Here is a 13,324-nt window from a genome sequence, read left to right as displayed (position 1 = left end):
AAGCGGGGGCTGCAAGGCCCCCGCTGCGGCTTACCAGGTTTGGGTGGCCTTGAACTTCTCGATACCGGCTTTGATGCCAGCGTCGATTTCGTCGTTGAAGTCACCCTTCACGTTGATCTTCGCCATCAGGTCGGCGTGATCACGGTTGAAGTAAGCAATCAGCGCTTGTTCGAAGCTGCCGATCTTGGCGATTTCAACGTCGGTCAGGAACCCACGCTCAGCGGCATACAGCGACAGCGCCATGTCAGCGATGGACATTGGAGCGTATTGCTTCTGCTTCATCAGCTCGGTAACACGTTGACCGTGCTCGAGCTGCTTGCGGGTGGCTTCGTCCAGGTCAGAAGCGAACTGGGCGAAGGCCGCCAGTTCACGGTACTGAGCCAGAGCGGTACGGATACCACCGGAAAGCTTCTTGATGATCTTGGTCTGAGCGGCACCACCCACACGGGATACCGAAACACCGGCGTTCACTGCAGGGCGGATGCCCGAGTTGAACATGGCCGATTCCAGGAAGATCTGACCGTCGGTGATGGAGATCACGTTGGTCGGAACGAACGCGGAAACGTCGCCCGCCTGGGTTTCGATGATCGGCAGTGCGGTCAGGGAACCGGTCTTGCCAGTTACAGCACCGTTGGTGAACTTCTCGACGTACTCTTCGGAAACGCGCGATGCACGCTCCAGCAGACGGGAGTGGAGATAGAACACGTCACCTGGGTACGCTTCACGTCCTGGTGGACGGCGCAGCAGCAGGGAGATCTGACGGTAGGCAACGGCTTGCTTGGACAGGTCGTCGTACACGATCAGCGCGTCTTCACCGCGGTCGCGGAAGAATTCGCCCATGGTGCAACCGGCGTATGGCGCCAGGAATTGCAGTGCGGCGGATTCCGAAGCACTGGCAACCACCACGATGGTGTTGGCCAGGGCGCCGTTTTCTTCCAGCTTGCGAACGATGTTGGCAACGGTGGAACGCTTCTGGCCGACAGCAACATAAACGCAGAAAATACCGGAGTCTTTCTGGTTGATGATGGCGTCGATGGCCATGGCGGTCTTGCCGATCTGACGGTCGCCGATGATCAGCTCACGCTGACCACGGCCGACAGGGATCATGGCGTCGACGGATTTGTAGCCAGTCTGTACAGGCTGGTCTACCGATTTACGCCAGATCACGCCTGGAGCAACTTTCTCGACCGCGTCGGTCTCGGTGTTGCCCAGCGGGCCTTTGCCGTCGATTGGGTTGCCCAGTGCGTCAACGACGCGACCCAGCAGTTCCTTACCAACAGGAACTTCCAGGATGCGGCCGGTGCACTTGGCGCTCATGCCTTCGGCGAGGGTGTCGTAGGCGCCCAGTACTACCGCACCAACGGAGTCTTGCTCCAGGTTGAGGGCCATACCGTAGACGCCGCCTGGAAACTCGATCATTTCGCCGTACATGACGTCGGCCAGACCGTGAATCCGCACGATGCCGTCAGAAACGCTGACGACAGTACCTTCGTTGCGGGCTTGGGAGGCTACATCGAGATTCTCGATGCGGCCCTTGATGATTTCACTAATTTCGGAAGGATTGAGTTGCTGCATTGCTCTGCTGCCCCTTCAAACTCAAGATTTCAATGCTTCGGCCAGTTTCGCGAGTTTGCCGCGAACGGAGCCATCGATTACCAGGTCGCCGGCGCGGATCACGACACCACCGATCAGGGAGGCATCCTCCGTCGCATGCAGGCGCACTTCCCGGCTGAGCCGTGCACTGAGAACCTTGGCGAGTTTGTCTTGCTGTTCTTGGTTCAACGCAAAAGCACTGGTGACTTCCACGTCCACGGATTTCTCTTGTTCTGCCTTGTACAGGTCGAACAGAGCCGAAATCTCCGGCAACAGCTGGAGACGGTCGTTTTCCGCGGCAACACGAATGAAATTCTGTGCCTGTGCATTGAACTTGTCACCGCACACGTCAATGAACGTGGCGGCCTTGTCTGCGCTCGTCAGTCGCGGGGCCTTGAGCAGGCGCTGCATGGTGTCGTCTTGCGACACCGCAGCAGCCAGGCCGAGCATGGCTGACCAATTGGCCAGTTGCTGCTGGGCCTGGGCGTGCTCAAAGGCAGCCTTAGCGTAAGGTCGGGCCAACGTGGTCAGTTCTGCCATGATCGCCCTCGCTTAAATTTCAGCGGCCAGTTTGTTAACCAGCTCCGCATGCGCGTTTTGATCGATTGTGGCGCCAAGGATTTTTTCAGCACCGCCAACGGCCAGGCTACCCACTTGGGCGCGCAGCGCGTCTTTGACGCTGTTAATTTCCTGCTCGATCTCGGCTTGAGCCTGAGCCTTCACACGGTCAGCTTCGACGCGGGCCTGATCACGGGCCTCTTCGACGATCTGAGCACCGCGTTTCTTGGCTTGCTCAATGATTTCGGCTGCTTGAGCTTTAGCTTCGCGCAGTTGCTGACCCGCTTTGTCTTGGGCCAGCTCCAGGTCGCGAGCTGCTCGGTTGGCAGCGTCCAGTCCGTCCGCGATCTTCTTTTGACGTTCTTGCAGAGCTGCGATGACCGGAGGCCATACAAACTTCATGCAGAAAACCACGAAAATCAAGAACGCAAGGGACTGACCAATCAGGGTTGCATTAATGTTCACGCCAACACCTCGCTCGTTCTTCGTCTATCACACCAATCCACTCGAAAAGACGAGTGATCAGCCAGCGATTTGACCAACGAAGGGGTTCGCGAAGGTGAAGAACAGAGCGATACCAACACCGATCATGGTTACGGCGTCGAGCAGACCGGCAACGATGAACATTTTAACTTGCAGCATTGGAACCATTTCTGGCTGGCGAGCAGCGCCTTCCAGGAACTTGCCGCCCAGCAGGCCGAAACCAATGGCGGTACCCAGAGCACCCAGGCCGATCAGCAGAGCAACAGCGATAGCGGTAAGACCAACTACAGTTTCCATCTTTCCTCCCGACTTTTACGTCGTATTGGTTAGGTTTTTTAGTTTGAAGCGGTAAAACAAAATCGTTTCGTACAGCGGTGCCCTTGCGGACTTTTTCGGCCCTCTCTCGTACCGACGAGAGGGCCCATCAGACACGCCAGGCGGTCTTAATGGTTATCTTCGTGCGCCATCGACAGGTAGACGATGGTGAGCATCATGAAGATGAATGCTTGCAGGGTGATGATCAGGATGTGGAACACAGCCCACGCCCATTGCAGCACGATGCCCAGACCGCTGAGCCACAGCAGGCCGGCGCCGAACATCACGGCAATCAGGATGAACACCAGCTCGCCGGCGTACATGTTGCCGAACAGACGCAGTGCCAGGGAGATCGGCTTGGCGATCAGGGTCACGAATTCCAGCAGGAAGTTGACCGGGATCAGCAGGATCTGAACGAAGATGTTCTTGCTGCCGAACGGGTGCAGGGTCAGTTCACCGAGGAAGCCGCCCAGGCCCTTGACCTTGATGCTGTAGAAAATGATCAGCGCGAACACGCAGAAGGCCATGGCCAGGGTGGCGTTCGGGTCGGTGGTGGAAACGGCACGGAACGGAATGTGCGGATCACCGGAGATCAGGATCGCCAGCTGAGGAATCCAGTCGACCGGAACCAGGTCGATGGCGTTCATCAGGAAGACCCAGACGAAAATGGTCAGTGCCAGCGGCGCGATGACTGCGCTACGGCCGTGGAAGGAGTCCTTCACGCTGCCATTGACGAACTCGACCAGCACCTCGACGAAGTTCTGCAGGCCGCCGGGCAGGCCGGAGGTCGCTTTTTTCGCCGCTGCGCGGAAAAGAAGGATGAAGATCAGGCCCAGACCGAAAGACCAACCCAGGGTGTCCACATGGAACGCCCAGAAGCCCATTGCCTTGGCTTCTGCTGCGGTGTGGGCAAAGCCCCAGCCGCCGTCTGGTAATTGACCGAAGGTCAGGTTCTGCAAGTGGTGCTGGATATAGCCCGAAGCGGTTTCTGCTGCCATGTTTGCCTCAAACGCCCTAAGGTCTCGAAAGTCTTGTTTTCATCAGCAGGGGCGCGAACCAGCTGACCAGTTGGGTCAGCAAGAAGACGCCGAATACTGCTAATGGCGCCAATGGCTTCACTCCTGCGAACGTCAGTGCGAACAGCACCGCCGTCAAAATCAATTTGCCCGCCTCGCCTGCGTAGAACGACTTGACGATGGCCTGGGCCGCCCTGGCTCCGGTAAACCGGAACGCCTTCCAGGCGAAGTACAGATTCGGTAGCCAGGCGATCAGTCCTCCGCAGAGGCCCGAATATCCGCTGACTGTCCCGCGCCACTGCCATAAAGCCAAAGCTGCCAACAGAAACACGACACATTGGGTTGCCAGTACCGGGAAAACCGCCCAGCGATGGAAAGGCAGGCGGTTTGGCGTGCGGGTTTCCATCAAAACTGCTCCCCTGAAGTCGGCCAACCAGTCAACTATGACTTGGCATAATTTGTGCCGACAAAATGCGCGCAGAGTATAGGGGCGGTTTAACCCCTATTCAACTGCCGGGTAGTGATTTCCGACTACGCGCTACAAAGGGAATTGTTTCAGCGGATGTGAGCAAGGACGCCCTGCAACTCATCTAACGAGTTGTACCGAATAACTAACTGGCCCTTGCCCTTGTTACCGTGGCGAATCTGTACGGAGGAGCCCAAACGCTCGGCCAGACGCTGTTCCAGGCGGGTAATGTCCGGATCAGGTTTGGCAGTTTCCACCGGTTCAGGCTTGCCGTTGAGCCACTGGCGAACCAGCGCTTCGGTCTGGCGCACGGTCAGACCGCGTGCGACAACGTGTCGCGCCCCGTCAACCTGCTGTTCTTCGGGCAAACCGAGCAATGCGCGGGCGTGCCCCATTTCCAGATCGCCATGGGACAGCATGGTCTTGATCACGTCCGGCAGGGAGATCAGCCGCAGCAGGTTGGCCACGGTCACCCGCGACTTGCCTACCGCATCGGCGACCTGTTGCTGGGTCAGCTGGAATTCGGTCTGCAGGCGCTGCAGCGCGATCGCTTCCTCGACCGGGTTGAGGTCTTCACGCTGGATATTCTCGATCAGCGCCATGGCGATGGCCGCTTCGTCCGGCACATCGCGCACCATGGCCGGAATGGTATCCAGCCCGGCTTGCTGGCTCGCGCGCCAGCGTCGCTCACCGGCGATGATCTCGTAGCGCTCGCCGTCGATCGGGCGAACCACGATCGGCTGCATGACGCCCTGGCCCTTGATGGACTGGGCGAGCTCTTCCAGCGCCTGCGGGTCCATGTCCCGGCGTGGCTGGTATTTGCCGCGCTGGATCAGGTCCAGCGGCAGGTGTTGCAGTTCTTTCTTGTCGACCTTTACAGCCTGCTCTTCGAGCGCGCTGACGGTCGGACCACTCAACAGTGCATCCAACCCACGTCCGAGACCCCGTTTCTTGACGGCCATGCGGATTCCTTAAGTTGTCTGTGCAGTGCGAGTTTTACGGCGCTGGCGACGAACGAGTTCACCAGCCAGGGCCAGATAGGCCAGGGCGCCGCGGGATTGCTTGTCGTACGCAAGCGCCGGCATGCCGAAGCTCGGCGCCTCGGCCAGGCGGATATTGCGGGGAATCACGGTGTCGTAGAGCTGCTCGCCGAAGTGCTCCTTGAGCTGCACCGACACGTCGTTGTTCAGGCTCAGGCGCGGGTCGTACATGGTCCGCAGCAGGCCTTCGATCTTCAGCTCCGGATTGAGGCGTGCGCCAATGCGCTTGATGTTATCCACAAGGTCGCTCAGACCTTCCAGTGCGTAGTACTCGCACTGCATGGGGATAATCACGCCATCGGCCGCGACCAACGCATTGAGCGTCAGCATCGACAGCGAAGGCGGGCAGTCGATGAGGATGAAGTCATAGCTTTCCCGGATGGGCGCCAGCGCGTTGCGCAGACGGCTTTCCTTCATCTGCATTTCCAGCAGCACCACTTCGGCGGCGGTGAGGTCACGGTTGGCCGGCAGCAGTTGATAACCACCGTGCTCGGAGATGTGGATGGCCTGGGCCAGATCGCATTCACCGATCAGCAGGTCGTAGACCGAATGCTCCAGGACATGCTTATCCACACCACTACCCATGGTGGCGTTGCCCTGTGGATCGAGATCGATCAGCAGCACGCGGCGCTTGGTTGCCACCAGCGACGCCGCGAGGTTGATACAGGTGGTGGTTTTACCCACGCCCCCCTTTTGGTTCGCAATCGCGAATACCTTAGCCATTCTTGCTTGTGTTCCCAGTCATGCCGTGCGGCGCAGTATCAGCAGATGGCGCTGGCCTTGGCAACCTGGAACGGTCAAGGCCTGCTCGCTATCCACTCTGAAATCTGCCGGCAATGCTACCAGCTCATCGGCCGGATGCAGTCCTTTCATTGCCAGCCACTGTGTCTGGGAATCCCCCAGGTGCCGCGTCCAGCCAGTAAAGTTTTCCATGCTGCTGAAAGCACGGGAAATGATCCCGGTAAACGGCTGCGCTGGCTGGAACTCTTCCACCCGCTTGTGGATAACCGTGAGGTTGTCCAGCTTCAGCTCCAGTTTCACCTGGGTCAGGAAGCGGGTTTTCTTGCCATTGCTGTCGAGCACCGTGACCTGCTTGTCCGGATGCAGGATAGACAATGGAATTCCAGGCATGCCACCTCCGCTGCCAACATCCAGCCAGCGCTCGCTGTGGATAAACGACATGACGCTGAGGCTGTCGAGCAGATGGCGGGAAACCATTTCGTCCGGATCACGCACGGCGGTGAGGTTGTAGGCCTTGTTCCATTTGATCAGCAGGGCCAGGTAGGCCAGCAATTGCTCTTGCTGGAACGCAATCAGCTCGAGGCCAAGCTCGCGGGCGCCTGTGGACAACTCCTGGGCATGTTTTTCGGTGACCATAGAACTCAAGCGCTTTGCTCCAGACCGCGGCCAGCGCCGCGTTTTTTCAGGTGGATCAGCAACAGGGAAATCGCCGCCGGCGTCACACCGGGAATGCGAGAGGCCTGGCCCAGGGTCTCAGGGCGGGTCTGGCCGAGCTTGCCCTGGATCTCCTTGGAAAGACCGGAAATCGAGCTGTACTCGATATCGTCCGGCAGACGTGTGTCTTCGCTGGCGCGCAGGCGCGCGATTTCTTCCTGCTGCCGGTCGATGTAACCGGCGTATTTGGTCTTGATCTCGACCTGCTCGGCCACTTGTTCCGAGGCGTCGCTGCCGCCGGTCACTTCCACCAGGCCTGCATAGTCGATTTCCGGACGGCTCAGCAGGTTGAGCAAATTGTATTCATGGCTCAGCGGCGTGCCGAACCGTTCGGCCACGGCATTACCCTGCTCGGTACCCGGACGGATCCAGGTGCTTTTCAGGCGCTGCTCTTCACGCTCGATGCCTTCGCGCTTGGCGCTGAAGGCAGCCCAGCGTTCGTCATCCACCAGCCCAAGCTCCCGGCCTTTTTCGGTCAGGCGCAGGTCGGCGTTGTCCTCGCGCAGGATCAGGCGGTACTCGGCGCGGGAGGTGAACATGCGATACGGCTCCTGGGTACCATGGGTAATCAGGTCGTCCACCAGTACGCCGATGTACGCCTCGTCGCGGCGCGGGCACCAGCTTTCCAGGCCTTTGGCACGCAGGGCGGCGTTGGTTCCGGCGAGCAGCCCCTGGGCACCGGCCTCTTCGTAGCCGGTAGTGCCGTTGATCTGTCCAGCGAAGAACAAGCCGCCGATCACCTTGGTTTCCAGGCTGTATTTCAGATCCCGCGGATCGAAATAGTCGTATTCGATGGCGTAGCCCGGGCGAACGATGTGCGCGTTCTCCATGCCGCGGATCGAACGGACGATTTCGAGCTGGACGTCGAACGGCAGGGATGTGGATATCCCGTTCGGGTAGAGCTCATGGGTATTGAGCCCTTCAGGCTCGATGAAGACCTGATGGCTTTCCTTGTCGGCGAAGCGGTGGATCTTGTCTTCGATCGACGGACAGTAGCGCGGACCGATGCCTTCGATCACGCCGGAGTACATGGGCGAGCGGTCAAGGTTCGAGGCGATGATCTCGTGGGTCCGGGCGTTGGTGTGGGTAATCCAGCAACTGACCTGGCGCGGGTGCATGTCTTTCGACCCCATGAACGACATCACCGGGATCGGCGTATCACCGGGTTGCTCGGTCATCACCGAGAAGTCCACCGACCGGCCATCGATACGGGGGGGCGTTCCGGTTTTCAGGCGACCCACACGCAGCGGCAATTCACGCAGGCGATGAGCCAGCGCGATCGCGGGCGGATCACCGGCGCGGCCACCCGAATAGTTCTGCAAACCGATGTGGATAAGTCCGGCGAGGAAGGTGCCAGTGGTCAACACGACGGAATCGGCGAAGAAACGCAGACCCATTTGCGTGACCACACCGCGAACCTGGTCCTGCTCGACGATCAGGTCGTCACAGGACTGCTGGAATATCCACAGGTTGGGCTGGTTTTCCAGGATTTCGCGCACGACCGCCTTATAGATGGCGCGGTCGGCCTGTGCCCGAGTCGCCCGTACTGCCGGGCCTTTGCGGTTGTTCAAAACCCGGAACTGGATGCCGCTCTTGTCGGTAGCCACTGCCATGGCACCACCGAGCGCATCGATTTCCTTGACCAGGTGGCTCTTGCCGATGCCACCGATGGCCGGGTTGCAGCTCATGTGCCCGAGGGTTTCCACGTTATGGGTCAGCAGCAGGGTTTTCACGCCCATGCGTGCTGATGCAAGCGCAGCCTCGGTACCGGCATGGCCGCCGCCGATGACGATCACTTCAAAACGGGAAGGGAAATCCACCACGCACCTCGTGCCTGTTTCGGGAATAGATAAGGGATAGCTGCCAAGTATAGGGACTTCCCCCCTCCTAAAGGAACCTTTTGCACAAAATTTAACCAGCCTGTGGATGAATGGCCGGCAATAGAAATAACGAGAGAAAGTTTTATAAAAGCTTTGTTTTTATGTTTATTCTTAGTGAGCCCTCTACCTGTGGATAAACATTTACAGCCCTTTAATACCGGTATGTACAGCGATTCATAACTCTGTGGTTCACAGGCCATGAGGGTTATGGATAAGCGGTGTAAGCCTGTGGATTAAATCGATGGTTACCCACAGCGCGATTTATCTCCAGCTCCGAAGGGTAGTTATCAACGGACCTGAAGCCGGGTTTTCCACAGGGCTTATTGTCTGCAAGACGAACGGACAGGCAGGCGAACGCCTAGGGGCAGACCAGGCATTTTTCGTCTGTGGAAGAAAAGAAGGAGGGGAAAAAGCCGACAGCCGGTGCCCGAGATCAGGCCCGGCTGTGGATAAAAGCGCTTACTTGCCGATGCAGAAGCTGGAGAAGATCCGACCCAGCAGGTCGTCGGAGCTGAATGCGCCGGTAATTTCGCCCAAGGCCTGCTGCGCCTGGCGCAGATCCTCGGCCAGCAGCTCGCCGGCTCCAGCCAGGGTCAACTGTTCACGGCCATGTTCGAGGCTGGCGCTGGCCTGCCGCAGCGCTTCCAGATGGCGGCGGCGGGCGCTGAAGCCACTTTCGGCCGTCTGTTCATAACCCATGCAGGCCTTCAGGTGTTCACGCAGCAGATCCAGGCCCATGTCCGGCGCCTTGGCACTGAGCGTGATGGTGACGTGGCCATCATCGCTTTCTTCCATCGCGATCGCCTCGCCACTCAAGTCGGCCTTGTTACGGATCAGCGTGACCTTGCCGGCTTGCGGCCGCTGATCGAGAAACTCCGGCCACAGGGCGAACGGATCGCTGGCCTCCGGAGCCGTGGCATCCACCACCAGCAGTACCCGATCAGCTTCACCGATCGCCTTGAGCGCGCGCTCCACGCCGATCTTTTCCACATGGTCATCGGTATCGCGCAAGCCTGCGGTATCGACAACGTGCAACGGCATGCCGTCGATGTGGATATGTTCACGAAGAATATCCCGGGTGGTGCCGGCGATATCCGTCACGATGGCCGCCTCGCGGCCCGCGAGCCTGTTGAGCAGGCTGGATTTGCCGGCATTCGGCCGACCGGCGATCACGACCGTCATGCCGTCGCGCAACAACGCGCCCTGCCCGGCTTCGCGCAGTACAGAAGCGAGGTCCTGGCGAACCTGGTCCAGCATGTTCAGCACGTGGCCATCAGCGAGGAAGTCGATTTCTTCCTCAGGAAAATCGATGGCCGCTTCCACGTAGATCCGCAGGCTGATCAGACGCTCGGTCAAGTTATCCACACGGCGTGAGAATTCACCCTGCAGCGAGCGCAAGGCATTGCGTGCAGCCTGGGCGGAACTGGCCTCGATCAGGTCGGCGATCGCTTCGGCCTGGGCAAGATCGAGCTTGTCATTGAGAAACGCACGCTCACTGAATTCGCCTGGACGTGCCAAGCGGCAGCCAAGTTGTACACAGCGCTGCAGAAGCATATCCAGCACCACGGGGCCACCGTGGCCCTGAAGTTCCAAAACGTCTTCCCCTGTGAATGAATTTGGCCCGGGGAAGAACAGGGCAATGCCTTCGTCGAGCACCAGGCCGTCATCGCTGCGAAACGCTCCGTAATGGGCATGCCGCGGCATCAGATCACGGCCGGTGATGGCCTGTCCGGCCTGGCGCGCCAGAGGTCCGGAGATACGCACAATGCCAACCCCGCCACGGCCCTGGGCAGTAGCGATGGCGGCGATGGTTTCGCGGCGGGAATTCATGTTCGGTAGCCTCGGAACAAAAACGTCAGATAGCAAAACGCCCCACGAGTGGGGCGTTTATCCACAGATTAGCTGGCTAATCCGTCAGGCAGCAGCCTTCTTGGAGGCGGCTTCGATGCTGCGAGTGATGTACCACTGCTGTGCGATCGACAGGCAGTTGTTCACAACCCAGTACAGCACCAGACCTGCCGGGAACCACAGGAAGAAGAAGGTGAAGATGATCGGCATCAGCTTCATGACCTTGGCTTGCATCGGATCCGGTGGCGTCGGGTTCAGCTGCTGCTGGATGAACATGGTCGCGCCCATGATGATCGGCAGGATGAAGAACGGATCCTTGATCGACAGGTCGGTGATCCAGAACATCCACGGCGCCTGGCGCATTTCAACGCTTTCCAGCAGTACCCAGTACAGCGAAAGGAAGACAGGCATCTGCACCAGGATCGGCAGGCAGCCACCCAGCGGGTTGATCTTCTCTTTCTTGTACAGCTCCATCATCGCCTGGGACATTTTCTGGCGATCGTCGCCGAACTGTTCCTTGAGCGAGGCCAGTTTCGGCGCAACGGCACGCATGCGGGCCATCGACTTGTAGCTGGCGGCGGACAGCGGGAAGAACAGGCCCTTGATCAGCATGGTCAGGACAATGATCGACCAGCCCCAGTTGCCGAGCAGGCTGTGGATATGTTGCAGCAGCCAGAAGATCGGCTGGGCGATGAACCACAGGATGCCGTAGTCGACGGTCAGCTCCAGGCCTGGGGACAACTCTTTCAGCTTGTTCTGGATCTTCGGACCGGCATACAGGGTACTGCTGGTCTGGCCTTGGGCACCGGCAGCAACGTTCAGCGCAGGACCGTTGTAACCAATGATGTAATTACCTTGGCTGTCCTTGCGGGTCTGAACGAAGTTGTTCTCGGATTTTTCAGGAATCCAGGCCGTCACGAAGTAGTGCTGCAGCCAGGCAACCCAACCGCCGTTCACATTTTCTTTCAAATTCCCCTTGTCCATGTCCTTCATGGACACTTTCTTGTAGGGCTCTGAACTTGTCCACAGGGCGGCACCCAGATAGGTGGCAGTGCCGGTGGCGGTGGACGACGACGGATCGGAGCTGGCATCACGCTTCAGTTGGCCGAACATGTTGCCGGTCCAGGCCTGGCCACTCTGGTTGTCGATCAGGTAGCTGACCACCAGGTCGTACTCGCCGCGTTTCAGGGTGAAACGCTTGATGTAGTTGACGCCGGCGTCGCTGAACTTCAGGTCGACGACCAGTTGATCCTGACCATCGGCCAGTTGATAACTTTTCTGCTCGGCGGCATACAGCGGACGGCCCGCAGGGCGGGAGTCAGGACCGTTCGCCCCAATCAGACCGCTCTGGGCCAGATAGACACGCTCGCTACCATTGTCGAACAACTGGAATGGAATTTCCGGGTGATCCTGGCGACGAGGATACTTCGGCAGGGTCAGCTGGACGATGTCACCACCGGTTGGATCGATAGCCAGATCGAGAACATCGGTCTTGACCCGGATCAGGTCCTTGCTGACAACGACCGGTGCCAGTTCAGCCGGATTGCCTTCGGCATTGACGCTAGGAACATCCGCGCTGCTGGTGTTGCCAGTGTTCGTGGTGTCCGGCAAGGACGCAGCGGTATTGCTGGCGGCAACATTCTGAGTCGGCAGGGCAGCCTGGCCATAGTCCTGGTTCCACTTGAGGACCATGACATAGGACACGATTGCCAGGGCGGCGATCAGGATCGTGCGTTTAATATCCATGATTACTCGGCTATCGAAGAAGTACGGGAAGAAGGAACTGGCGGAACCGGGTCGAAACCACCGTCGTTCCAGGGATGACAGCGACCTAGCCGACGAACGGTAAGCCACCCGCCACGCAGGAGACCATGATTTTCAATGGCTTCATACGCATAGCAGGAGCAACTTGGGTAGAAACGGCAATGACTGGCCATCAATGGGCTGATGGCGTAACGGTAAAACTGGATCGGGACGAGTGCCAGTTTACGCATCGGGACGGTCCACCCCTACAGATTCGGTCTTGACCTCTGGAGCGGGCCGACTACGCGCAAGGCGCTTCCAGAGCTTGCCAAAGTGCTGGTGCAATTCCGGGTTTTCTATCTCGCCAAGGCCTTTGCGCGCGACGATGACTATGTCCCAGCCGGCCAGGATTTCCTGGTGGCGGCGAAACGAATCGCGCATCAAACGCTTCAGACGATTGCGCTGAACGGAAAGCTTGACGCTTTTCTTGCCGATCACCAGTCCCAGGCGGGGGTGATCCAGTCCGTTCTCGCGGGCAAGGAGCAAGAGACTCTTGCCGGGCACCTTGCCTGATGGAGAGTCGAAGACCGCTTTGAAATGTCGGGGAGTAAGCAGACGCTTTTCCCGACTGAAGTCCTGACTCACCACCTGTGCCGAAAAATCAAACTGCCAGGCGCTTACGGCCTTTGGCACGACGGCGGGACAGTACGGCACGGCCGTTCTTGGTGGCCATACGAGCACGGAAACCGTGAGTGCGAGCGCGCTTGATGGTGCTTGGTTGGAAAGTACGTTTCATGGCGTGTTACCTGGTTCGTGACAACGGGCCGGAATGGCCCCCGTTTTAAGAGACCGGCGATTCTAGAGAAAGCAAGGCCATAGGTCAATTTCCAACCAGCGTTTCCTTATAGGGAGCAACAGGGCGCTTCT

General features: G+C 58.8%; 15 protein-coding genes. All 15 read right to left on the bottom strand.

Going from position 1 to position 13,324, the window contains the following annotated elements; all coding sequences use genetic code 11:
• Positions 1-30: 30 nt before the first annotated feature.
• Positions 31-1,575 carry a F0F1 ATP synthase subunit alpha gene (atpA, locus tag AC05QJ_RS01065; RefSeq protein ID WP_009402524.1) on the bottom strand — a complete coding sequence of 515 codons (1,545 nt, stop codon included), beginning with the start codon at positions 1,573-1,575 and terminating at the stop codon, positions 31-33.
• Between the two features lie 21 nt (positions 1,576-1,596).
• The gene (locus tag AC05QJ_RS01060; protein ID WP_476745166.1) at positions 1,597-2,133 is read right to left on the bottom strand and encodes a F0F1 ATP synthase subunit delta; all 537 of its coding nucleotides are present in this window, start codon (positions 2,131-2,133) and stop codon (positions 1,597-1,599) included.
• A 12-nt stretch (positions 2,134-2,145) separates the two neighbouring features.
• The gene (locus AC05QJ_RS01055; RefSeq protein WP_009402529.1) at positions 2,146-2,616 is read right to left on the bottom strand and encodes a F0F1 ATP synthase subunit B; all 471 of its coding nucleotides are present in this window, start codon (positions 2,614-2,616) and stop codon (positions 2,146-2,148) included.
• Between the two features lie 57 nt (positions 2,617-2,673).
• Positions 2,674-2,931, bottom strand: coding sequence for a F0F1 ATP synthase subunit C (gene atpE, locus AC05QJ_RS01050; protein ID WP_003097235.1), 258 nt, complete (start codon positions 2,929-2,931; stop codon positions 2,674-2,676).
• Positions 2,932-3,077: 146 nt separating this feature from the next.
• A complete protein-coding gene (atpB, locus tag AC05QJ_RS01045) occupies positions 3,078-3,947 on the bottom strand; it encodes a F0F1 ATP synthase subunit A (protein ID WP_476745165.1) in 870 nt (289 codons plus the stop codon).
• Between the two features lie 16 nt (positions 3,948-3,963).
• Positions 3,964-4,371, bottom strand: a complete 408-nt coding sequence (locus tag AC05QJ_RS01040) for a F0F1 ATP synthase subunit I (RefSeq protein WP_476745164.1) — start codon at positions 4,369-4,371, stop codon at positions 3,964-3,966.
• Between the two features lie 149 nt (positions 4,372-4,520).
• Positions 4,521-5,393, bottom strand: a complete 873-nt coding sequence (locus tag AC05QJ_RS01035) for a ParB/RepB/Spo0J family partition protein (RefSeq protein WP_476745163.1) — start codon at positions 5,391-5,393, stop codon at positions 4,521-4,523.
• Positions 5,394-5,402: 9 nt separating this feature from the next.
• Complete coding sequence (locus AC05QJ_RS01030) at positions 5,403-6,194, bottom strand: ParA family protein (RefSeq protein WP_476745162.1); 792 nt, start codon at positions 6,192-6,194, stop codon at positions 5,403-5,405.
• 18 nt (positions 6,195-6,212) lie between these two features.
• Positions 6,213-6,857 carry a 16S rRNA (guanine(527)-N(7))-methyltransferase RsmG gene (gene rsmG / locus AC05QJ_RS01025; RefSeq protein WP_476745161.1) on the bottom strand — a complete coding sequence of 215 codons (645 nt, stop codon included), beginning with the start codon at positions 6,855-6,857 and terminating at the stop codon, positions 6,213-6,215.
• Complete coding sequence (gene mnmG, locus AC05QJ_RS01020) at positions 6,854-8,746, bottom strand: tRNA uridine-5-carboxymethylaminomethyl(34) synthesis enzyme MnmG (RefSeq protein ID WP_476745160.1); 1,893 nt, start codon at positions 8,744-8,746, stop codon at positions 6,854-6,856. Before mnmG ends, rsmG begins: the two co-directional genes overlap by 4 nt.
• 519 nt (positions 8,747-9,265) lie before the next feature.
• Positions 9,266-10,636 (bottom strand): tRNA uridine-5-carboxymethylaminomethyl(34) synthesis GTPase MnmE, encoded by a 1,371-nt coding sequence (gene mnmE, locus AC05QJ_RS01015; protein ID WP_476745159.1) that lies wholly within the window; start codon positions 10,634-10,636, stop codon positions 9,266-9,268.
• An 84-nt stretch (positions 10,637-10,720) separates the two neighbouring features.
• The gene (gene yidC / locus AC05QJ_RS01010; RefSeq protein WP_476745158.1) at positions 10,721-12,400 is read right to left on the bottom strand and encodes a membrane protein insertase YidC; all 1,680 of its coding nucleotides are present in this window, start codon (positions 12,398-12,400) and stop codon (positions 10,721-10,723) included.
• 2 nt (positions 12,401-12,402) lie between these two features.
• Complete coding sequence (gene yidD, locus AC05QJ_RS01005) at positions 12,403-12,648, bottom strand: membrane protein insertion efficiency factor YidD (RefSeq protein WP_476745157.1); 246 nt, start codon at positions 12,646-12,648, stop codon at positions 12,403-12,405.
• Positions 12,641-13,045: a ribonuclease P protein component gene (gene rnpA, locus AC05QJ_RS01000; RefSeq protein ID WP_476747843.1), complete on the bottom strand. Its 405-nt coding sequence runs from the start codon at positions 13,043-13,045 to the stop codon at positions 12,641-12,643. Before rnpA ends, yidD begins: the two co-directional genes overlap by 8 nt.
• Before the next feature lie 13 nt (positions 13,046-13,058).
• Positions 13,059-13,193, bottom strand: coding sequence for a 50S ribosomal protein L34 (rpmH, locus tag AC05QJ_RS00995; RefSeq protein WP_002551315.1), 135 nt, complete (start codon positions 13,191-13,193; stop codon positions 13,059-13,061).
• Between the last annotated feature and the right edge of the window lie 131 nt (positions 13,194-13,324).

The sequence above is a fragment of the Pseudomonas sp. TUM25319 genome (assembly GCF_056388475.1).
This window is presented reverse-complemented; position numbering and strand designations above follow the sequence as displayed.